Source organism: Xenophilus sp., assembly GCF_044462705.1.
GTDB classification, from domain to species: domain Bacteria; phylum Pseudomonadota; class Gammaproteobacteria; order Burkholderiales; family Burkholderiaceae_C; genus Xenophilus; species Xenophilus azovorans.
Genome location: NZ_JBIQNC010000072.1, coordinates 1 through 20,773, shown reverse-complemented (window position 1 = coordinate 20,773; position 20,773 = coordinate 1). Strand labels below are relative to the sequence as shown.

Below are 20,773 nucleotides of genomic sequence, written 5' to 3'. Positions count from 1 at the left end.
CGTGGCCCCCCTGCTGCGCGCCGGGGTCGGCCGCCTGCTCGGCCTGCAGCACGCGCGCCAGGCGGTCGGCGTACAGGCGGGCATAGGCCTCGTCCTGATAGTCGCGCACCCGCTCGTGGCCCAGGCGCAGCAGCTCGTGCACCGCGGGGGGAAAGCGCTGCGCCAGGGCGGCGTCCAGCGCGGGCGGGGCGGCATCCGCGGGCAGCGCCGGCGACAGCAGTTGCTGCACGTACGCTGCCTGCGCATGCGGTGCGCGCACGGCCTCGAAGGCCGCGGCGAAGCCGCGCAGGCTGGCGGCCGCAGCGGCGCCCGGCGTCGCGGCGGGGCCGCGGATGGCGGCCTCGAAGCTGTCGCGGCCGAAGGGCAGCAGGCCGCTGCCGGCGATGGCCCCGAGCATCACGCTGCTGATGACGGTGCCGCCGGCGCGCGCCAGCGCGCCCATGTCCAGCAGATGGTGCTCGCGGCTGAAGCGGCGCACCACTTCCAGCAGCCGCGCGGCGTCGGCGCGGCCGTCGCCCGGCACCATGCGCTCGGCCGTGGTGAGGGCGCGGCCGGTGGAGGTGATGACGCAGGTGCGCTCGGCGCTCGCCATGCCGTGGCCGATCTGCCGCACCGTCTCCAGCAGCTCGGAGGAGACCAGCGCGTCCAGCGTGCCGGCGGCGGGCGCCAGGCCGAACACCGGGCGGCGGCCGCCCAGGCACGCCAGCGGCACGGGAAAGACCTCGACGTAGTACGTGGTGGCGCCGGTGCGCTGCGCGACGCCGGGGATGGAGGTGCTCTGCGCCGCGTAGCCGGCGTGGCGGGCGGCCTCGATCAGCCACTCGGTGAGCACGCCGCCGCCTTCGCCGCCCAGGGCGCACAGCAGCAGGGTGATGGGGCGTGGGGCTTTCGCTTCGTTCATCGGGAGGCTCTCAGGCAGGACGCAAGGCGCGCACGACGGCGCCCTGCAGGGCGTGCAGCAGGCGCTCGTGCCATCGGGGGTTCTGCACCACCTCGGCGCGGTAGAAGCTGGGGCACAGCGTGGCCGCGTGCGCGTTGGCGCCGCACAGGCCGCAGCCCACGCAGCCGTCGATCACCGTGGCGACCGGGTCCACCTTCAGCGGGTCGGGGTTGTCCTTGAGCGTGAGCGTGGGGCAGCCCGACAGGCGGATGCACGCGTGGTCGCCGTTGCACACGTCCTCGTCGACGCCGTACTTCACGCGCACCACGCGCTCGCCCTTCTTCAGCAGGCCGGCGATCCAGGGCTTGATGCGGCGCTGGCGCTCCAACTGGCATTCGCCCTCGGCGACGATGACCTTCAGGCCGTCGAAGTCGCTGGTGAAGGCCTCGGTGAGCGTGGCGCGCATGGTCTCCACCTCGTAGGTGTGGACGACGCGCAGCCACTGCACGCCCAGGCCCTTGAGCGTGGATTCGATGGTCTGGTTCTTGTGCGCGAGGCTCTGCTGCTTGTCCTCGGCGCGCGCCTTCACCTCCTCGTCGGGCGTGGAGATGATGTCCTGCGTGCCGGTGGCGCTGGTGTAGCCGTTCTTGAAGATCAGCAACACCGCGTCGTCGCCGTTGAACAGGGCGCTCTGCACGCCGGTGAGCAGCCCGTTGTGCCAGAAGCCGCCGTCGCCCATGATCGACAGCACCCGCCGCTGCATCATGGGCGAGACGCCGGCGCGGCTGGCCAGGCTCATGCCGTAGCCCAGGATCGAATGGCCCATGCCGAAGGGCTCGAAGGTGCCGAAGGCGTGGCAGCCGATGTCGGCCGCGACGTGGACCGGGCCGACCTCCTGCTGCGCCAGCTTGAGCGCGGAGAACACCGGGCGCTCCGGGCAGCCGACGCAGAAGCTCGGCGGGCGCGGCGGCAGGGGCTGCGCCAGCATCGCCGCCACCGCGCCGCGGCGCTCGTCGTTGGCGGCCAGCCACTGCGCCACCCCTTCGGTCGCGGCCGCCGGCAGGTAGCGCCCTGCGAAGGCGCCGATGCCGCGGGCCAGCACCTCGGTGCTGTACTCGCCGGCCATCTGCAGCAGGTCCTTTCCGTGCAGGGCGGTGTTCAGGTCGCGCCGGCGCAGCAGCGTGGCGATGTCCTGTTCGATGTACTCGGGCTGGCCTTCCTCCACCACCAGCAGCGCGCGCTTGCCCGCCGCGAAGTCCGCGATCTGGTCGGGCACCAGGGGGTAGGTGACGTTCAGCACCAGGATCGGGATCTCGCTCGCGCCGAAGGCATCGGCCAGGCCGTGCTGCTGCAGGGCGCGGACGAGCGCGTTGTACAGCCCGCCCTGGACCACGATCCCCAGGTCGTCGTGCCGGCCGGGCATCAGCTCGTTCAGCCCGTGCTCGGCGATGTAGCGCTGCGCCGCGGGGATGCGCTCGGCCGTCTTGCGCTTCTCGTGGCCGAAGGTCACGGGCGGGTGTGCCAGGCGGTCGTAGTCGAAGCGGGCCGGCTCGTCCATCAGCGCGCGCGTCGAGACGGCCGGCGCCCGGTTGTCGCTGCACTCGAAGCTGCCGCGCACGTGGCAGGTGCGGATGCGCAGTTCCATCACGCACGGCATGTTCGAGGCTTCGGAGAGGTTGAAGCCTTCCTCCACCATGCGCACCATCACCGGCAGGTCGGGCCGCGGGTCGAGCAGGCACAGGCTGGACTTGAGCGCGTAGGCGTGCGTGCGCTCCTGGATCACGCTGGCGCCTTCGCCGTAGTCCTCGCCCACCACCACCAGCACGCCGCCGCGCACGCCGGGCGAGGAGAGGTTGGAGAGCGCGTCCGCCGCCACGTTGGTGCCTACGATGGACTTCCACGTCACGGCGCCGCGCAGCGGGTAGTGGATCGAGGCGCCCAGCATCGCAGCCGCCGAGGCCTCGTTGGAGCAGGCCTCGACGTGCACGCCCAGCTCGTCCATGTAGTCCTTGGCCTGGACCATCACGTCCAGCAGGTGTGATACCGGCGCGCCCTGGTAGCCGCCGACGTAGGCCACGCCGGCCTGCAGCAGGCCCTTGGTGATGGCGAGGATGCCCTCGCCGTGAAAGGTGTCGCCCGCGCCCAGGCGCAGGGCGCGCACCTCCTTGCTGAAGGAAACTTCCAAGCCTTCGTCTCCGTGTGCTTCGCTGTCGATCGTGGGGCCGCGTCACGACGCGGCGGACCGCAGTGTGCGCGCGGAAGATCGTGCGCTCAATACAATGAAGCTGCTATCCGACATGCACGGCATGCATATGGAAAACCTCGACCTGAACCTGCTGCGCCTGTTCGATGCGGTCTACCGCCGCCGCAGCGTCGGCCGCGCGGCCGAGGCGCTGGGCATTACCCAGCCGGCCGCCAGCCACGGCCTGACGCGCCTGCGCCTGGCGCTGGGCGACGCGCTGTTCACCCGCGCGCCGGGCGGCGTGGCGCCGACGCCGCGCGCCGAGCGGCTGGCCGCCGCCGTGCAGTCCGCGCTCGCCACGCTGGGCGAGGCGCTGGCCGAGCCCGAGCGCTTCGACCCCGCCACCTCGCGCAAGACCTTCCGCATCCACATGAGCGACATCGGCGAGGGCCGCTTCCTGCCGCCGCTGATGCAGCGCTTGCGCGAGACGGCGCCCGGCGTGCGGCTGGAGACGCTGCCGCTGCGCCCGCCCGAGATCGCCGCCGCGCTGGACGAGGGCCGCATCGACTTCGCCTTCGGCTTCCTGCCCAAGGTGAAGGACACGCGCCGCCAGCTGCTGCTGAACGACCGCTACATCGTGCTGCTGCGCGCCGGCCATCCCTTCGCGCGCCGGCCGCCGCGCGGCAGGGCGCTGCTGGCCGCGCTCCACACGCTGGACTACGTGGCGGTGCGCACGCACGCCGACACGCTGCGCATCCTGCAGCTCATGCGGCTGGAGGACCGCGTGCGGCTGGTGACGGAGCACTTCATGGTGCTGCCCGCCATCGTGCGCGAGACGGACCTGGCGGTGATCATGCCGCGCAACATCGCGCGCAACTTCGGCGAGGGGGCCGGCTTCGCCATCGTGCAGCCCGACTTCCCGCTGCGCGACTTCGGCGTCTCGCTGCACTGGAGCCGGCGCTTCGAGGACGATGCGGCCAACCGCTGGCTGCGGCAGACGATCGTGGAGTTGTTCGGCGAGGTCTGACGCGGGGCGTTCAAGCCATCACCATCCGTTCACGCTGAGCCTGTCGAAGCGCCGCCACCCGGCTCGACAGGCTCAGCCCGAACGGTTTGGGATTGATCGAACGGAACGGGACTCAGGCGGCCGTGCCGTCCGCCATCCGCTGCATCGCCTCGCACAGCGGGCTGTCCGCGTCCTCGAAGCCGTGGATGGCGGAGAAATGGTCGGCGCCGTCCTGCGGCGCCAGCTCGCTGCGGTTGCCCGCCGCCTGCCACGCCGTGTGGAAAGCCTGCGACTGCTGCGCGAAGGCCGGCTGCTCCAAGGAGCCCCAGCTCAGGCGCACGGGCGTGGCGCATCGCCGCACGTGGTGTACCGGCGAGTTGCGCTGGACGATCCCCTCGTCGAGCTGGATCGCCGGCTGCAGGTAGCTGTAGCGCAGCGGCGCGATGTCGTACAGGCCGCTGACCAGCAGTGCGCCGGCGAAGGGATCGTCGGGCAGGCCGTACTGCGCACGCCAGGGCGTGCACATCAGCATCGCGCCGAGCTGGCCGCCGGCGGAATGGCCGCCGACGACGATGCGCCGTGGGTCGCCGCCGTGCTCCGCGATGTGGCGGATCACCCACGCGGCCGCGGCGCGCACCTGGCGCACGATCTCGTCCAGCGTCACCGCGGGGCACAGCGCGTAGTCGACCAGCACGGTGGTGAAGCCGCGCGCCTGCGGGCCGAGGGCCACGCAGGCGAAGTCGCGCGCCGCGCGGGCGCGCCAGTAGCCGCCGTGGATGAAGAGGAAGACCGGCGCGCCGGGCCGTTCGGCGGGGTAGATGTCCAGCGTTTCGGCCGGCGTGGGGCCGTAGGGCACGCCGGCCCGGTGCCGCAGCGTGCGCATCGCCTCCTCGCTGCGCTCGGCCAGGTGCCGGTTCGCGCCCGCCGGGTCGACGGCGCGGTACGTCGGGTCGTAGGCCTCGTCGATCTCCTGCTGGCTGGCGAAGCCGTGAGGCAGGGCGGCGGCCATGGACGAAAGACTCTCAGGTTCTCAGTCCGGGATGACGGCCGTGACCTCGATCTCGACCTTGGCGCGGTCCTCCACCAGCGCTGCCACCTGCACCGCCGTCATCGCCGCGTTGAAGCTGCCGATGATCTCGCGGAAGTGCTTGCCGATGGCCGGATAGGCCGCCACGTATTCGCGCTTGTCGGTCACGTACCAGGTCATGCGCACGATGTGCTCGGGCCGGGCGCCGCCCTCCTTGAGCACCTCGGCGACGTTCAGCAGCGCCTGGCGCACCTGGTCGCCCAGGTCGTCGCTGTGGAACTCGCCCTGCGCGTCCCAGCCGATCATGCCGGCCACGAACACCATGCGGCCGCGTGCCGCCACGCCGTTGGCATAGCCCTTGGGTCGCGGCCAGCCGGGGGGAAGAAGGACTTGCATGAGGTGTCTCCTGGTCGGTAATCGGATGATGAAGTGTCTCAGCCCGTGAAGGCCGCGAGGCCGGCGCGCACGTCCGGCGGGATGTCGATGGCGCGGTGCGTCTCCAGGCTGGTGAAGACCAGCACCTGGCGCGAGGCGACGCGCAGCTCGTCGCCGGCGCGGCATTCCAGTGCCAGCGTGAGCGAGCGCCCGCCGGCGCGCTCGACCGCCAGGCCCAGCGTCACGCGGTCGCCCAGCCGGCTGATGGCGCGGAAGTCGCACTCCAGCCGCACGATCGGCAGGCCGATGCGGCGCCCGGCCACCATGCCCGCGTATGGCACGTCCAGCGCCTCGTTGAACCAGTCCTCCACCACCTGGTTGAACATCACCAGGTACTGGGGGAAGAACACGATGCCCGCCGGGTCGCAGTGCGAGAAGCGGATCAGCCGCTCGCGCTCGAAGCGCGCAGGCGCGGCCTGCGTCACGCCGCGCCCTCCGCCGGCTGCGTCAGGCGGAAGCGCTGCAGCTTGCCCGTCTGGGTGCGCGGCAGCTTGTCGATGAACTCGACGGCACGCGGGTACTTGTACGGTGCCACGGTGGCCTTCACGAAGTCCTGCAGCGTCTTGACCATCGCCGCGTCGCCCGCCTGGCCCGGCCGCAGCACGACGAAGGCCTTGACGATCTGGCCGCGCTCGGCGTCGGGCACGCCGACCACGGCGCACTCGGCCACGGCGGGATGCTGCATCAGCGCCTCTTCCACCTCGGGCGCGGCGATGTTGTAGCCGGCCGAGATGATCATGTCGTCGGTGCGCGCCTGGTAGAAGAAGTAGCCGTCGGTGTCCATGACGTAGGCGTCCCCGGTCACGTTCCAGCCGTTCTTCACGTAGCTCTTCTGCCGCTCGTCGGCCAGGTAGCGGCAGCCGGTGGGGCCCTGCACCGCCAGCTTGCCCACCGTGCCGGGCGGCACCTCGCGGCCCTCGTCGTCGATCACCCGCGCGCGGTAGCCGGGCACCGGCTTGCCGGTGGCGCCGGGCCGGGCGTTGCCTTCGTCGTGCGAGATGAAGATGTGCAGCATCTCGGTCGCGCCGATGCCGTCGATCAGCTCGATGCCGGTGGCCTCCTTCCAGAGCTGGCGGGTGGAGGCGGGCAGCGCCTCGCCGGCCGACACGCACTTGCGCAGCGGCGTGCGGCGCAGCTCCACGCCGCGCGCGGCCAGCGTGCGGTAGGAGGTGGGCGCGGTGAACAGCACCGTGGCGTGGAATTCCTTGATGCCGTCCAGCAGCTGCGGCGGGCCGGCCTTTTCCAGCAGCACCGTCGAGGCGCCCACGTGCATCGGGAACAGCAGCAGCCCGCCCAGCCCGAAGGTGAACGCCAGCGGCGGGCTGCCGATGAACACGTCGTCGGCGGTGGCCTTGAGCATGTGCGGCGGCCAGCAGTGGCAGATCGCCATCACGTCGCGGTGGAAGTGCATGGTCGCCTTGGGCACGCCGGTGGTGCCCGAGGTGAAGCCGAGGATGCAGGTGTCGTCGGCGGCCGTGTCCACGTTGTCGAAGTACGGCGAGGCGCGCTCCATCGCGGCCTCCAGGCTGTCGGGCCCCTCGTAGTCGAAGTGGCGCAGCTGCCGCAGCTGCGGCGACTCCATCGCGGCATGGTGCATCTCGTCGGCCAGCGCGGCGTCGCACAGCGCGTGCGTGACCTGGCCGATCTCGATGATCGCCTTCAGTTCCTTGGCGCGCAGCAGCGGCATGGTGGCCACGGCGATGCCGCCGGCCTTCATCACCGCGAACCAGCAGGCGGCCAGCATCGGGTTGTTGGGTGCGCGCAGCAGCACGCGGTTGCCGGGCACCAGGCCCATGTCGTGCACCAGCACGTTGGCGATGCGGTTGGCCTTCTCGCGCAGGTCGGCATAGGTCCAGGTGAGGCCCCCCGGTGCGCGGATGCAGACGCGGTCGCCATGGCCTTCCGCGACGTGGCGGTCCAGCAGCTCGGTGGCGCAGTTCAGGCGCTCGGGGAATTGCAGCGCCGGCAGATCGAAGATGAACTGCGGCTGCTGTTCCGGCGGCGGCAGGTGGTCGCGGGCGAAGGTGTCGATGTGGGCGCTGGTGGTCGTCATCTCTTTCGTCTCCTCGTTCCCTGGCTGCGGCGGCTCAGGCGGCCGCGTCGCGCAGCAGCTCGCGGGCGATGATGAGCTGCTGCACCTCGGTGGCGCCCTCGTAGATGCGCAGGGCGCGGATCTCGCGGTACAGGCGCTCGACTGGCTGCTCGCTCACCACGCCCAGGCCGCCGAACATCTGCACCGCCGCGTCGATGACCTGCTGCGCGTTCTCGGTGGCGGTCATCTTGGCCATCGCCGCCTCGCGGGTGACGGTTTGGCCCTGGTCGCGCTGCCAGGCGGCCCGGTAGGTCAGCAGGGCCGCGCTGTCGATGGCGGTGGCCATCTGCGCCAGCTTGGCCTGCGTGAGCTGGAAGTCGGCCAGCACGCCCTTGAACATGCGGCGGGTGGTGGCGCGCCGCAGCGCCTCGTCGAGTGCGCGGCGTGCGAAGCCCAGCGCGGCGGCGGCGACCGAGGTGCGGAACACGTCCAGCGTGCGCATCGCCACCTTGAAGCCTTCGCCGGCGGCGCCGACGCGCTGCGCGGCCGGGATGCGGCAGCCGGCGAAGCGCAGCCGCGCCAGCGGGTGCGGCGCGATCACGTCGATGCGTTCGGCGATCTCGAAGCCGGGCGTGCCGGCCTCGACGACGAAGGCGCTGATGCCGCGCGCACCGGGCGCCTCGCCGGTGCGGGCGAAGACGACGTAGAAGTCGGCGATGCCGCCGTTGGAGATCCAGGTCTTCTCGCCGTCGAGCACGTAGTGGTCGCCGTCGGCCCGTGCCGCGCAGGCCATCGCGGCGACGTCGGAGCCGGCGTCGGGCTCCGACAGCGCGAAGGCGCTGATCGCCTCGCCGGCGGCCACGCGCGTCAGGTAGGTGCGGCGCTGCTCCGGCGTGCCGTGCAGCGAGATCGCGCCCGAGCCCAGGCCCTGCATGGCGAAGGCGAAGTCGGCCAGGCCGGAGTGCCGGGCCAGCGTCTCGCGGATCAGGCAGATGGCGCGGGTGTCGATGGTGTCGCCGGCGCCGCCTTCGGCCGTGCCGGCGATGGCGTGGCGCAGCCAGCCGCCGGCGCCGAGCGACTGCACCAGCGCGCGGCATTCGGCGTCGACGTCGTGGCCGTGGTCCTGCGGGATGTGTTCGCTGGCCCAGGCGTCCAGCGCCTGCGCCAGCTCGCGGTGGCGCGGCTCGAAGAAGGGCCAGTCGAGGTAGCTGGTATCGGCCATCTCAGTTGCCCTCGAACCTGGGCTTCTGCTTGGCGACGAAGGCCTCGTAGGCCCGCGTGAAGTCCTGCGTCAGCATGCAGATCGCCTGGGCCTGCGCCTCGGCCTCGATGGCCTGCTCGATGGTCATCGCCCATTCCTGGTGCAGCATGGTCTTGGTGATGCCGTTGGCGAAGCTCGGGCCTGCCACCAGCTGCGCGGCCAGGGCCTGCGCCTCGGCCAGCAGCTCTTCGGGCGAACACAGGCGGTTGAAGAAGCCCCAGCGCTCGCCTTCCTCGCCGCCCAGGCTGCGGCCGGTGTAGAGCAGCTCGCCGGCGCGCCCCTGGCCGACGATGCGCGGCAGCATGGCGCAGGCGCCCATGTCGCAGCCGGCCAGGCCGACGCGGTTGAAGAGGAAGGCCGTCTTGCTGCGGGCCGTGCCCAGGCGCAGGTCCGACGCCATCGCGACGATGGCGCCGGCGCCGGCGCACACGCCGTCCACCGCCGCCACGATGGGCTGCGGGCAGGCGCGCATGGTCTTGACCAGCTCGCCGGTCATGCGGGTGAACATCAGCAGCTCGGGCGCCTTGAGCCGCACCAGCGGGCCGATGATCTCGTGCACGTCGCCGCCGGAGCAGAAGTTGCCGCCGGCGCCCACCACCACCACGGCCTTCACGTCCTCGGCCCACTTGAGCTGGTGGAACAGGTCGCGCAGCTCGGCGTAGCTGTCGAAGGTCAGCGGGTTCTTGCGTTCGGGGCGGTTCAGGGTGATGGTCGCGACGCCGTCCTTCACTTCCCACAGGAAGTGCGTGGCCCGGTAGCCGGCCATCGGGCGGCGGTTGCCGGCCAGCAGGGCGGGGTCGATGCGGTCGTCGGTCATTTTCCTTGTCTCCGTTGCGTCATGTGGGTCTCCTGGGCGGCGGCCTCGATCTCGACCTGGCGCTGCACCAGGTGCACGCGCAGGCGGCCCAGGTGCTCGTACAGCGCCTCCTTGCTGCCGGGCGGCAGGCCGGTGAACATGTCGGTCAGCCACTTCTCGTGCTCGGCCGCCATCAGGGCGAACTCCGCGCGGCCCTTGTCCGTCAGGCTGACGCGCCAGGAGCGGCGGTCCTCCGGGTCGTCCACGCGCTGCACCAGCCCTTCCTTGACGAGCTGGTCGGTCAGCCCGGTGACGTTGCCGCCGGTGACCATCAGGTAGCGCGACAGCACGTTCATGCGCAGGCCGTCGGGATGCCGGTCGAGCTGCGCCAGGTAGTCGAAGCGGGGCAGGGTGGTGCCGAAGCGGGCGCGCAGCAACTGGCGGATCTGCTGCTCGATCTGCGTGCTGCAGGCCAGGAGGCGCAGCCAGATCTTGGTGTCCAGGTGGTCGTCGGCCTGGGCGCGCGCCTCCAGGCCGATGTGCTCGTCGCCCAGCGACTGCACCAGGCGGAAGTGCTTGTGGTTCTGTGTGGCCATGTCCGGTTTCTCCTCTTCACATGACTTCGCCGCCGCTGACCGACACCGACTGGCCGGTCACGGCGCCGGCGCCCTCGGAGCACAGCCAGGCGACGGCGTCGGCCACCTGCTGCGGCTGCACCAGGCGGCCCTGCGGATTGGACTTGACGAACTCGGCGCGCGCCTCCTCGGCGCTGCGCCCCGTCTTGACGACGACGCGCTCGATGCTCTCGCGCACGATGTCGGTCTCGGTGTAGCCGGGGCACACGGCGTTGACGGTGATGCCCTTGGCCGCCAGTTCCAGCGCCACCGAGCGCGTCAGGCCGATCACGCCGTGCTTGGCCGCGCAGTAGGCCGAGACGTAGGCGTAGCCCACCTGCCCGGCCGTGCTGGCGACGTTGACGATGCGGCCCCAGCCGGCCGCCAGCATGTCGGGCAGCGCCGCCTGCATGCACACCATGGTGCCGGTGAGGTTCACGTCGAGCATGCGCTGCCAGAGCTGGGCGTCCATCTTCGTGAAGGGCGCGCTCTCGGCCTGGCCGGCGTTGTTGACCAGCACGGCCACCGGGCCGAAGCGCTCGCGCGCCCGGGCCAGGGCCGCGGCCACCTGTCCGGCATCGGCGACGTCGGCCGCCACGGCATGCAGGCGGTCGGGCGCCTCGTCGGCCAGCGCCTGCACCACGTCCAGCCGGCGGCCCAGCACGGTCACGCGCAGGCCGTCGGCCGCCAGCCGGCGCGCGATGGCGGCGCCGATGCCGCGTCCACCGCCGGTCACCAGCGCGTGGTGACCGGCGGGCGCTGCCTTTTCTCCCTGAGCAATCGATGCGGCGGCCATGCGTCAGGCCTTGGCGGGCGTGCCGGCGGCGAGCGCCTTCTCGCGCGCGAAGTTGGCTTCCATCTGCGGCTTGCCCGAGCGGTATTGCTTGGGCCAGGCGATGGGCGTGTAGCCGATCTTGGCGGCTTCCGTCAGCGTCCAGGCCGGGTTGGCGAGGTGCGGACGCGCCACGGCGCACAGGTCGGCGCGGCCGGCGGCCAGGATGCTGTTGGCGTGGTCGGCCTCGCTGATGGCGCCCACGGCGATGGTCGGGATGCCGGCCTCCTGGCGGATGCGGTCGGCGAAGGGCGTCTGGAACATGCGCCCGTACACCGGCTTCTCCTTCTTGCTCACCTGGCCCGACGAGCAGTCGATCATGTCGGCGCCGGCCGCCTTGAAGGCCTTGGCGATCTCGACAGCGTCCTCCGGCGTGATGCCGCCCTCGACCCAGTCGTGCGCCGAGATGCGCACCGACATCGGCTTGTCCTTGGGCCAGGCGGCGCGCACCGCCTCGAACACCTCCAGCGGGTAGCGCAGGCGGTTGGCCAGCGAGCCGCCGTACTCGTCGGTGCGGTGGTTGGTCAGCGGCGAGATGAAGCTGGACAGCAGGTAGCCGTGTGCGCAGTGCAGCTCCAGCCAGTCGGCGCCGGCCTCGGCCGCGGCGCGGGTGGAGGCGACGAACTGCGCCTTGACCTCGTCCATGTCGGCGCGCGTCATCTCGCGCGAGACCTGGCTCACGCCCTCCAGGTACTGCTGCGGCGAGGCGGAGACGATCGGCCAGTTGCCCGATTCCAGCGGCTGGTCGATGCCGTCCCAGGCCAGGCGGGTGGAGGCCTTGGCGCCGGCGTGGCCGATCTGGATGCCGAACCTGGCATCGGTGTTCGTGTGGATCCAGTCGGCGATGCGCTTGAAGGCCACGGTGTGATCGGGCCGGTACAGGCCGGGGCAGCCGGGGGTGATGCGGCCCTCGGGGCTCACGCAGGTCATCTCGGCGAACACCAGGCCGGCGCCGCCCATGGCGCGGGCGCCCAGGTGCACCAGGTGGTAGTCGCCGGCCACGCCGTCCACGGCGGAGTATTGCGCCATCGGCGAGACGACGATGCGGTTCTTGAGCGTGACGCCGCGCACCGTCCAGGGGGTGAACATGGGCGGCGGCGGGGCCAGGCCGTCGGCCACCTGCACGCCATCGCGTTCGGCGAACCAGCGCTCGTAGCCCTCCAGCCAGCCGCGGTCGCGCAGGCGCAGGTTCTCGTGGCTGATGCGCTGGCTGCGGGTGAGCATCGAGTACATGAACTGCTCGGGCTCGAGCTGGTCGCAGTAGCGCTTGCCGCACACCTCGAACCATTCCATGGCGTTCCAGGCGGCGTTCTGGATGCGCAGCGTCTCGACGCGGCGCGCCTCCTGGTAGGCGGCCAGCACTTCGGGGATGTGCTCGCGCGTGTCGCCCATCGCCTTGAACTGGCGCGCCAGCTCGATCGCGTCCTCGATCGCCAGCTTGGTGCCCGAGCCGATGGCAAAGTGGGCAGTGTGCACCGCATCGCCCATCAGTACGACGTGGCTGCCGTGCTCGTTCTTCAGCGACCACTGCTCGCACACCACGCGCTGGAAGTTGATCCAGGCCGAGCCGCGCAGGTGGCGCGCGTTGGTCATCAGCTTGGCGCCCTTCAGGTCGTCGGCGAAGACCTTCTCGCAGAAGGCGATGGAATCCTCCTGGCCGGCCTTGTCCAGCCCGTGGGCCTTCCAGGTCTCCTCGGTGGTCTCGACGATGAAGGTGGAGGTCTTGTCGTCGAACTTGTAGATGTGCGCCTGGAACCAGCCGTGCTCGGTGCGCTGGAAGTCGAAGGTGAAGGCGTCGTAGAGCTTCTCGGTGCCCAGCCAGATGAAGCGGTTGGGGCGGGTGACGATGTCGGGCTTGAACACGTCGGCGTACTTGCCGCGGATGCGCGAGTTGACGCCGTCGCTGGCGATGATCAGGTCGGCGTCGGGGTAGTCGGTGTCCGATTCGACTTCCGTCTCGAAGACCAGCTTCACGTCCAGGGCCTCGCAGCGCGCCTGCAGGATGTTCAGCAGCTTCTTGCGGCCGATGCCGACGAAGCCGTGGCCGCCCGAGCGGATGCGCCGGCCCTTGAACAGCAGCTCGATGTCGTCCCAGTGGTTGAAGGCCTGCTCGATCTCGTCGGCGGTGGCGCGGTCCCAGGCGCGCATGTTGTCCATGGTGGCGTCGGAGAACACCACGCCCCAGCCGAAGGTGTCGTAGGGCTTGTTGCGCTCCACCACGGTCACGTCGTGTGCCGGGTTCATCTGCTTCATCAACAGCGCGAAGTACAGGCCCGCCGGGCCTCCGCCAATGCACACGATCTTCATGGGTTCGTCTCCAAGCCCTCGATGGGCATGGATGAACTTTAAGGATAGATTGTTTAGATGTCAACTAAATTGCGAGAAGACTGGCGAACGGGGCGTGGCCCGGGACTTGCTCGACCATTTGAGGGTTATCCCGCATGCTTCATACCCGCGTACGCATAAGTCCTATGAAATGCTCCGTATGCCCCCCGCGTCGGCAGCCGCGAACATTCCGCCATGCGCCGGCGAAGGTCCGCCGGCGAACCCACGACAGCCCATGAACGACACGCAAGCCTCCAGCAGCCAGCCCATCCGTTTCTTCCACCGCGGCCAGGTGGTCGAGGTGCAGGGCGTGCATCCCACGCGCTCGGTGCTCGACTGGCTGCGCGAGGACGCGCGCTGCACCGGCACCAAGGAGGGCTGCAACGAGGGCGACTGCGGCGCCTGCACGGTGGTGATCGGGGAACTGGCCGAACCCGGCGCGGCCGAGGCCGTGGGCGGGCTGAAGCTGCAGACGGTCAACGCCTGCATCCAGTTCCTGCCGACGCTGCACGGCAAGGCGCTGTTCACGGTGGAGGACCTCAAGGGCCGGTGCGGCGGCCCTGCGCCCGGCAGGCACGCCGCGCAGCCGCTGCATCCGGTGCAGCAGGCGATGGTGGACTGCCACGGCTCGCAGTGCGGCTTCTGCACGCCGGGCTTCGTGATGTCGCTGTGGTCCGCCTACGAGCACCACAGCGAGCAGGGCACCCGGCCGAGCCGCCAGCAGCTCGCCGACGAGTTGTCGGGCAACCTGTGCCGCTGCACCGGCTACCGGCCGATCCTCGACGCCGGGCAGAAGATGTTCGACCTGCCGGCCGTGCGGCTGGACACCGCGCCCGTGGTCGCCGCGCTGCAGACCCTGCGGCGCGAGGGCACCTTCGACTACGCCGCGCCGCTGGGCCAGCGCACCGACCGCTTCCACGCCCCCGTCACGCTCGACGAGCTGGCGGCGCTGCGCGAGGCCAAGCCGCAGGCGCGCATCCTGGCCGGCTCCACCGACGTCGGCCTGTGGGTCAACAAGATGTTCCGCGACCTGGGCGACATCATCTACGTGGGCGACGTGGCGGAGATGAAGCGCATCGAGGAGGGCGCCGACGCGCTGTACATCGGCGCCGGCGCCTCGCTGGAGGACGCCTGGCGCGCCATCGTGCAGCGTGCGCCCACGCTGGAGGACGTCTGGCTGCGCTTCGCCTCGCTGCCGATCCGCAACGCCGGCACCCTGGGCGGCAACGTGGCCAACGGCTCGCCCATCGGCGACTCGCCGCCGATCCTGATGGCGCTGGACGCACAGATCGAGCTGCGCAAGGGCGCCGCGGTGCGCCGCATGCCGCTGCCGGACTTCTACCTCGACTACATGAAGAACCAGCTTCAGCCGGGCGAGTTCGTGCAGGGCCTGTCCATCCCGCGGGCCGCCTTCGCCCGCCAGCTGCGCGGCTACAAGATCAGCAAGCGCTTCGACTGCGACATCTCGGCCCTGTGCGCCGGCTTCGCGCTGGAGCTGGACGGCGAGACGGTGAAGAGCATCCGCCTGGCCTACGGCGGCATGGCAGCCGTGGTCAAGCGCGCGGCGCTGGCCGAGGCGGCCCTGCTGGGCCGGCCCTGGACGCAGGCCAGTGTGGACGCCGCCAAGGCCGCGCTGGCGCAGGATTTCAAGCCGCTGACCGACATGCGCGCCAGCGCCGATTACCGCCTGCTGGTGGCACAGAACCTGCTGCAGCGCCTGTGGCTGGAAACGCGGCCGCAGGATGCGCTGCCGCCGCAGTCCACCAGCGTGTGGAGCGTGATGCCGCATGACGCGCTGGCCTGAGAGCGCATCGAGGAGCCCACGATGAACAAGCCGATCGATCCCGCCGTGCTGCAGCCCACCCCGGCATTCGCAGACTACCTGACCAACACCGCCGCGCGCATCGATGCCGACGCCGAGACCCGCGCGCTGACGCAGGGCGCGCGCGTGGGCATCAGCCGCCCGCACGAGTCCGCCCACCTGCACGTGGCCGGCGAGGCGACCTACACCGACGACCTGCCGGAGCTGGCCGGCACGCTGCACTGCGCGCTCGGCCTGTCGCCGGTGGCGGCGGGGCGGCTCACGGCGCTGGACCTCGACGCCATCCGCGCCATGCCCGGCGTGGTGGAGGTGCTCACCGCCGCCGACGTGCCGGGCGCCAACGACTGCGGCTCGATCGTGCACGACGACCCGATCCTGTGCGATGGCGAGATCCGCTACATGGGCCAGCCGCTGTTCGCCGTCATCGCCCGCACGCGCAACGAGGCGCGCCGCGCTGCCGCTCGCGCCAAGCAGGCTGCGGCGATCGAGGCGGCCACCGAGCCGCTGGTGCTGACGCCGCAGCAGGCGCATGCGCAGCAACGCTACGTGGTGCCGCCGATGCACCTGGCGCGCAGCGCGGGCGGCGTGGGCGCGCGTGCCGCCATCGACGCGGCGCCGCACCGGCTGAAGGGGCAGCTCGACGTCGGCGGGCAGGAGCAGTTCTACCTGGAGGGCCAGATCAGCTACGCCATCCCCAAGGAGGATGGTGCGGTGCACGTGCACTGCTCGACGCAGCACCCGAGCGAGATGCAGCACCTGATCGCCCACGCGCTGCACCGCCGTTCGAACGAAGTGCACGTCGAATGCCGCCGCATGGGCGGGGGCTTCGGCGGCAAGGAATCGCAGTCGGCGCTGTTCGCCTGCGTCGCCGCCATCGCAGCCTGCAGGCTGGGCCGGCCGGTCAAGTTGCGGCCGGACCGCGACGACGACTTCATGATCACCGGCCGGCGCCACTGCTTCTGGTACGAGTACGAGGTGGGCTACGACGACGAGGGTCGCATCCTCGGCGCCGAGATCGCCATGGTCTCGCGCGCCGGCCATTCGGCGGACCTCTCCGCGCCGGTGATGACGCGGGCGCTGTGCCACTTCGACAACGCCTACTGGCTGCCCGAGGTCTCGATGCACGGCTACTCGGGCCGCACCAACACCCAGAGCAACACCGCCTTCCGCGGCTTCGGCGGCCCGCAGGGCGCCATCGCCATCGAGTACATCATGGACTCGGTGGCCCGCACCCTGGGCCGCGACCCGCTGGACGTGCGCCGCGCCAACTTCTACGGCACCGACGAGCACAACGTCACTCCCTACGGCCAGACCATCGTGGACAACGTGATCCACGACCTGGTGGCGCAACTGGAAGCCGGCAGCGCCTACCGGCAGCGGCGCGAGGCGGCGGCGGCCTTCAATGCCACCAGCCCCGTGCTCAAGCGGGGCGTGGCGCTCACGCCGCTGAAGTTCGGCATCAGCTTCAACGTCAAGCACTTCAACCAGGCCGGTGCGCTGGTGCACGTGTACACCGACGGCTCCATCCTGGTGAACCACGGCGGCACCGAGATGGGCCAGGGCCTGAACACCAAGGTGGCGCAGGTGGTGGCGCACGAGCTGGGCGTGAGCTTCGAGCGCGTGCGCGTCACCGCCACCGACACCACCAAGGTCGCCAACACCTCGGCCACCGCCGCCTCCACCGGCGCCGACCTGAACGGCAAGGCGGCGCAGGACGCGGCGCGCCAGATCCGCGAGCGCCTGGCGGCCTGCGCCGCGGCGCGCCACGGCGGCCAGGCGCAGGACGTGCGCTTCGCCAACGACAAGGTGCACGTCAGCGGCAGGACGCTCGATTTCGCCACGCTGGTGGGCGAGGCGTATCTCGACCGCGTGCAGTTGTGGTCCGACGGCTTCTACGCCACGCCCGGCCTGTCGTGGGACAAGGACACCATGCAGGGCCGGCCCTTCTACTACTTCGCCTACGGCGCGGCCGTGAGCGAGGTGATCGTCGACACGCTCACCGGCGAATGGAAGCTGCTGCGCGCCGACATCCTGCACGACGCCGGCAAGTCGCTCAACCCGGCGGTGGACATCGGCCAGGTGGAAGGCGCCTTCATCCAGGGCATGGGCTGGCTCACCACCGAGGAGCTGGTGTGGCACCCGGGCAGCGGCAAGCTGACGACGCACGCGCCCAGCACCTACAAGATCCCCACGGCCAACGACTGCCCGCCGGTGTTCAACGTGCAGTTGTTCGAGGGGCGCAACTTCGAGGACTCCATCCACCGCAGCAAGGCGGTGGGCGAGCCGCCGCTGCTGCTGCCCTTCTCGGTCTTCTTCGCCATCCGCGACGCCGTCTCGGCCGTGGGCGGCCACCGGGTCGACCCGCCGCTGCGCGCGCCCGCGACCAGCGAGGCCATCCTCACCGCCATCGGCGCCGTTCAGCGCGCGAACGCGGGCGGCTGATGTTCCCCGGCGCCTCTCGCGCGGGCCTGCAAGACGGCCTGCACGCTATAACCGTGCCCATCCTTTCACGATAGGCGGGTGTGGCCATGAGAGACCAGGCGCTGTTCGACAAGATCGATCTTCATCTCATCCGCGTGCTGCACACCGTGCTGACCGACCGCAGCGTCTCGCGCGCCGCCATCCGCCTGGGCATGTACCAGCCCGCGGTGTCGGCCGCGCTCAAGCGGCTGCGCGAGCTGGCCGGCGACCCGCTGCTGGTGCGCTCGGGCTCCGGCATGGTGCCCACCGATGCCGGCCTGCGCATGATCGAGCCGGCGGCCAGCATCCTGCGCGCGGCAGAGATGCTCTTTTCCGACGCGCGCGGCTTCGACCCGCAGACGGCCGGCACCACCTTCCGCATCGCCGCCAGCGACTACCTGGACCCGACCTTCCTGCCCGCCGTGGTGACGCAGGTGAAGGCGCAGGCGCCGCTGGTACGCATCGAGATCCATCCGCTCTCGTCCGACGGCGACTACCACGCGCACCTGGCCAACGGCGAGATCGACCTGGTCATCGGCAACTGGCTCAAGCCGCCGGAGGACCTGCACATGGCGCGCCTGTTCGGCGACGAGGTGGTGTCGATGGTCAGCGCCGAGCACCCGGCCTTGCGCCGCGGCTGGGACCTGGACACCTGGCTGGAGGCCGAGCACATCGCGCCCACGCCCACCCACCCGGGCGCGCGCGGCATCATCGACCAGCTGCTCGACGCGCTGGGCCGCCAGCGCAACATCGCGGTGCGCTGCGCGCATTTCGGGCTGATGCCCGACATGGTGGCTTCCAGCCTGCTGGTGCTGACCACCGGGCGCCAGTTCTGCGAGCGCTACGCCCAGCGGCTGCCGCTGCGCATCCTCGACTGCCCGGCCACGCTGCCGCGGCTGCTCTATTACCAGCTCTGGCACGAGCGCACCCATTCCTCCAGCGCCGCCCAGTGGCTGCGCGAGCAGGTCAAGCGCGTGGCGGCCTCGCTGCAGCAGCCACCGCCGGCCTGAGCCCCCGATTCCCCTACACAACACGACAAACCAAGGAGACAACCAGATGAACTGGACCGAACGCGTGTTCAAGCTGCAGGAACACGGCACCACCGTGCGCACCGAGGTGGTGGCGGGCCTGACCACCTTCCTGACGATGGCCTACATCATCTTCGTCAACCCCTCGATCCTGGGCGACGCGGGCATGCCGAAGGACTCGGTCTTCGTCGCCACCTGCCTGATCGCGGCGCTGGGCACGATGATCATGGCCTTCTACGCCAACTACCCGATCGCGCTGGCGCCGGGCATGGGGCTGAACGCCTACTTCGCCTACGTGGTGGTGCTGCACATGGGCTTCACCTGGCAGGCGGCGCTGGGGGCGGTGTTCGTCTCGGGGTGCCTGTTCCTCTTGGTCACCATCTTCAAGCTGCGCGAGCTGATCATCCGCGGCATCCCGCACTCGCTGCGCTACGCCATCACGGTGGGCATCGGCCTGTTCCTGGCGCTGATCGCGCTCAAGAGCGCCGGCATCGTCGCGCCCTCCAAGGCCACCTATGTCACGCTCGGCGACCTGCACACGCCGCAGGCCGTGCTGGCGGTGCTGGGCTTCTTCCTGATCGTGGTGCTGGACCGGCTCAAGGTGCCCGGCGCCATCCTCATCGGCATCGTCGCCGTCACCATCGCCAGCTTCTTCTTCGCCGGCAACGAGTTCAAGGGCATCTTCTCGGCGCCGCCGTCCATCGCGCCGACCTTCCTCCAACTGGACATCAAGGCGGCGCTGGCGGGCGGCATCCTGAACGTGATCCTGGTGTTCTTCCTGGTCGAGCTGTTCGACGCCACCGGCACGCTGATGGGCGTGGCCAAGCGCGCGGGCCTGCTGGTGCCGGGCAAGATGGACCGGCTGAACAAGTCGCTGCTGGCCGACTCGGCCGCCATCTTCGCCGGCTCGCTGCTGGGCACCTCCAGCACCACCGCCTACGTGGAGAGCGCCGCCGGCGTGCAGGCCGGCGGCCGCACGGGCCTGACGGCGTTGACGGTGGCGGTGCTGTTCCTGGCGTGCCTCTTCATCGCGCCGCTGGCCGGCGTGGTGCCGGCCTACGCCACCGCGCCGGCGCTGTTCTTCGTGGCATGTTTGATGCTGAGGGAACTGACCGAACTGGACTGGAACGAGACCACCGAGGTGGTGCCCGCCGCCGTCACGGCGCTGGCCATGCCCTTCACCTACTCCATCGCCAACGGCCTGGCCTTCGGCTTCATCACCTACGCGGTGCTCAAGCTGTTCACCGGCCAGGTGCGCCAGGTGCACTGGATGGTGTGGGTGATCGGCGGCGTGTTCCTGTTCAAGTTCATCTGGCTGCCGGGGGGGTGAGGCGGAGGGCTCCGGCACTCGTCCGTCTGCCCGGTGTTCGTACCACAGGAGGGATTCGATGGCGTGTGTTGTCCGGTGGTCCGACCCCTGCCCCGGTGAGGGCGGGGCGGCGCTTCGGTGGAGCGGTCGGCGCGTTGCGCCGACTGCCCTGCGGTGCTCGGTCGGCCGGGCCGGCGCAGAACTCGCTGCGCGCTCCTTCGGACCGCTCCGCTCAGACAGCTGCGCCGAGTCAGATCACGAAGCATGCCTGTCCTGCGGCAGGCATGCAGCCCGGCCGCCCTGCGCTTCTCGGCGCTCCACAGGCGCGCCACCGCCCCCTCACCGGGGCCTGGGCCTACGCCCGGTCGATGGAACCGCGGAGGATGCACCCGGACGGTTCCTCGCGCCGTGGCCGGGGGCCTGGGGCGCGGGCGATTTGTGGGGCGGCGAGGAGCGCAGGCCGTGGGGCGGGCGTGCCTGCCGAAGGACAGGCACGCTTCAACTCTGACTCGCTGCACCTGTTTGAACGGAGCGCTCCGCAGGAGCGCGCAGTGAGTTGTGCAGCGCCGCCCCTGGCCGAGCACCGCAGCGCAGTCGGCGCAACGCGCCGACCGCCCCACCATGAGCCCGCGCCCCAGGCCCCCGGCCACGCCGCGCGCCTCCCGGCCTCGCCGCCATACTAGGATGCGAAGCTTTTCCCAAGAACCGAACAAGAGCGACGACCGAAGGCCACCTGACCATGTCCCCCCCCAGACTCCAGCTCG

At 70.9% G+C, this 20,773-nt stretch carries 16 protein-coding genes; 5 read left to right on the top strand and 11 right to left on the bottom strand.

Going from position 1 to position 20,773, the window contains the following annotated elements; all coding sequences use genetic code 11:
- Together ACIY1X_RS12715 and ACIY1X_RS12710 are read right to left on the bottom strand one after the other, a co-directional pair.
- A partial coding sequence (locus ACIY1X_RS12715; RefSeq protein WP_399680939.1) for a 2-oxoacid:acceptor oxidoreductase family protein occupies positions 1-901 on the bottom strand: 901 nt, incomplete at its 3' end.
- Positions 902-911: 10 nt separating this feature from the next.
- On the bottom strand, positions 912-3,065 hold the full coding sequence (locus tag ACIY1X_RS12710) for a thiamine pyrophosphate-dependent enzyme (RefSeq protein WP_399680938.1): 2,154 nt from the start codon (positions 3,063-3,065) through the stop codon (positions 912-914).
- Positions 3,066-3,186: 121 nt separating this feature from the next.
- Between ACIY1X_RS12710 and ACIY1X_RS12705 the strand changes: the two genes are divergently transcribed.
- The gene (locus ACIY1X_RS12705) at positions 3,187-4,089 is read left to right on the top strand and encodes a LysR family transcriptional regulator (protein WP_399680937.1); all 903 of its coding nucleotides are present in this window, start codon (positions 3,187-3,189) and stop codon (positions 4,087-4,089) included.
- Positions 4,090-4,201: 112 nt separating this feature from the next.
- Here ACIY1X_RS12705 and ACIY1X_RS12700 read toward each other — a convergent pair whose 3' ends face one another.
- Genes ACIY1X_RS12700 through ACIY1X_RS12660 form a run of 9 tightly spaced genes read right to left on the bottom strand, consistent with a single transcriptional unit; the run spans position 4,202 to position 13,372 of the window.
- Entirely contained in the window at positions 4,202-5,077 is an 876-nt protein-coding gene (locus ACIY1X_RS12700) for an alpha/beta hydrolase (RefSeq protein WP_399680935.1), read from the bottom strand.
- A 21-nt stretch (positions 5,078-5,098) separates the two neighbouring features.
- Entirely contained in the window at positions 5,099-5,491 is a 393-nt protein-coding gene (locus ACIY1X_RS12695) for a RidA family protein (protein WP_038218274.1), read from the bottom strand.
- 38 nt (positions 5,492-5,529) lie between these two features.
- Complete coding sequence (locus ACIY1X_RS12690) at positions 5,530-5,955, bottom strand: acyl-CoA thioesterase (protein ID WP_399680934.1); 426 nt, start codon at positions 5,953-5,955, stop codon at positions 5,530-5,532.
- The gene (locus ACIY1X_RS12685; RefSeq protein WP_399680933.1) at positions 5,952-7,583 is read right to left on the bottom strand and encodes an AMP-binding protein; all 1,632 of its coding nucleotides are present in this window, start codon (positions 7,581-7,583) and stop codon (positions 5,952-5,954) included. The genes ACIY1X_RS12690 and ACIY1X_RS12685 overlap by 4 nt, the downstream gene beginning before the upstream one ends.
- 34 nt (positions 7,584-7,617) lie before the next feature.
- Entirely contained in the window at positions 7,618-8,784 is a 1,167-nt protein-coding gene (locus ACIY1X_RS12680) for an acyl-CoA dehydrogenase family protein (RefSeq protein WP_399680932.1), read from the bottom strand.
- Between the two features lies 1 nt (position 8,785).
- Positions 8,786-9,640 (bottom strand): enoyl-CoA hydratase family protein, encoded by an 855-nt coding sequence (locus ACIY1X_RS12675; protein WP_399680931.1) that lies wholly within the window; start codon positions 9,638-9,640, stop codon positions 8,786-8,788.
- Positions 9,637-10,215, bottom strand: a complete 579-nt coding sequence (locus ACIY1X_RS12670) for a MarR family winged helix-turn-helix transcriptional regulator (protein ID WP_399680929.1) — start codon at positions 10,213-10,215, stop codon at positions 9,637-9,639. The genes ACIY1X_RS12675 and ACIY1X_RS12670 overlap by 4 nt, the downstream gene beginning before the upstream one ends.
- A gap of 16 nt (positions 10,216-10,231) precedes the next feature.
- Positions 10,232-11,029 carry an SDR family NAD(P)-dependent oxidoreductase gene (locus ACIY1X_RS12665; RefSeq protein WP_038218264.1) on the bottom strand — a complete coding sequence of 266 codons (798 nt, stop codon included), beginning with the start codon at positions 11,027-11,029 and terminating at the stop codon, positions 10,232-10,234.
- 3 nt (positions 11,030-11,032) lie between these two features.
- Positions 11,033-13,372 (bottom strand): bifunctional salicylyl-CoA 5-hydroxylase/oxidoreductase, encoded by a 2,340-nt coding sequence (locus tag ACIY1X_RS12660; RefSeq protein ID WP_399680928.1) that lies wholly within the window; start codon positions 13,370-13,372, stop codon positions 11,033-11,035.
- Between the two features lie 253 nt (positions 13,373-13,625).
- Between ACIY1X_RS12660 and xdhA the strand changes: the two genes are divergently transcribed.
- The 4 genes from xdhA to ACIY1X_RS12640 all read left to right on the top strand — a co-directional run bounded on the left by xdhA (position 13,626) and on the right by ACIY1X_RS12640 (position 20,030).
- On the top strand, positions 13,626-15,194 hold the full coding sequence (gene xdhA, locus ACIY1X_RS12655) for a xanthine dehydrogenase small subunit (RefSeq protein ID WP_399680926.1): 1,569 nt from the start codon (positions 13,626-13,628) through the stop codon (positions 15,192-15,194).
- Positions 15,195-15,215: 21 nt separating this feature from the next.
- The gene (gene xdhB, locus ACIY1X_RS12650; RefSeq protein ID WP_399680924.1) at positions 15,216-17,654 is read left to right on the top strand and encodes a xanthine dehydrogenase molybdopterin binding subunit; all 2,439 of its coding nucleotides are present in this window, start codon (positions 15,216-15,218) and stop codon (positions 17,652-17,654) included.
- Between the two features lie 86 nt (positions 17,655-17,740).
- Positions 17,741-18,682 carry a LysR family transcriptional regulator gene (locus ACIY1X_RS12645; RefSeq protein ID WP_399680922.1) on the top strand — a complete coding sequence of 314 codons (942 nt, stop codon included), beginning with the start codon at positions 17,741-17,743 and terminating at the stop codon, positions 18,680-18,682.
- 46 nt (positions 18,683-18,728) lie between these two features.
- Positions 18,729-20,030 carry an NCS2 family permease gene (locus ACIY1X_RS12640; RefSeq protein ID WP_399680921.1) on the top strand — a complete coding sequence of 434 codons (1,302 nt, stop codon included), beginning with the start codon at positions 18,729-18,731 and terminating at the stop codon, positions 20,028-20,030.
- The last annotated feature ends 743 nt before the right edge of the window (positions 20,031-20,773 follow it).

Coding starts and splice junctions, on each gene's coding strand:
- ACIY1X_RS12685 (WP_399680933.1), bottom strand. CDS start 7,583: ATGACGACCACCAGCGCCCACATCGACACCTTCGCCCGCGACCACCTG.
- ACIY1X_RS12670 (WP_399680929.1), bottom strand. CDS start 10,215: ATGGCCACACAGAACCACAAGCACTTCCGCCTGGTGCAGTCGCTGGGC.
- ACIY1X_RS12705 (WP_399680937.1), top strand. CDS start 3,187: ATGCATATGGAAAACCTCGACCTGAACCTGCTGCGCCTGTTCGATGCG.
- ACIY1X_RS12680 (WP_399680932.1), bottom strand. CDS start 8,784: ATGGCCGATACCAGCTACCTCGACTGGCCCTTCTTCGAGCCGCGCCAC.
- ACIY1X_RS12675 (WP_399680931.1), bottom strand. CDS start 9,640: ATGACCGACGACCGCATCGACCCCGCCCTGCTGGCCGGCAACCGCCGC.
- ACIY1X_RS12695 (WP_038218274.1), bottom strand. CDS start 5,491: ATGCAAGTCCTTCTTCCCCCCGGCTGGCCGCGACCCAAGGGCTATGCC.
- xdhB (WP_399680924.1), top strand. CDS start 15,216: ATGAACAAGCCGATCGATCCCGCCGTGCTGCAGCCCACCCCGGCATTC.
- ACIY1X_RS12645 (WP_399680922.1), top strand. CDS start 17,741: ATGAGAGACCAGGCGCTGTTCGACAAGATCGATCTTCATCTCATCCGC.
- ACIY1X_RS12700 (WP_399680935.1), bottom strand. CDS start 5,077: ATGGCCGCCGCCCTGCCTCACGGCTTCGCCAGCCAGCAGGAGATCGAC.
- ACIY1X_RS12665 (WP_038218264.1), bottom strand. CDS start 11,029: ATGGCCGCCGCATCGATTGCTCAGGGAGAAAAGGCAGCGCCCGCCGGT.
- ACIY1X_RS12640 (WP_399680921.1), top strand. CDS start 18,729: ATGAACTGGACCGAACGCGTGTTCAAGCTGCAGGAACACGGCACCACC.
- xdhA (WP_399680926.1), top strand. CDS start 13,626: ATGAACGACACGCAAGCCTCCAGCAGCCAGCCCATCCGTTTCTTCCAC.
- ACIY1X_RS12660 (WP_399680928.1), bottom strand. CDS start 13,372: ATGAAGATCGTGTGCATTGGCGGAGGCCCGGCGGGCCTGTACTTCGCG.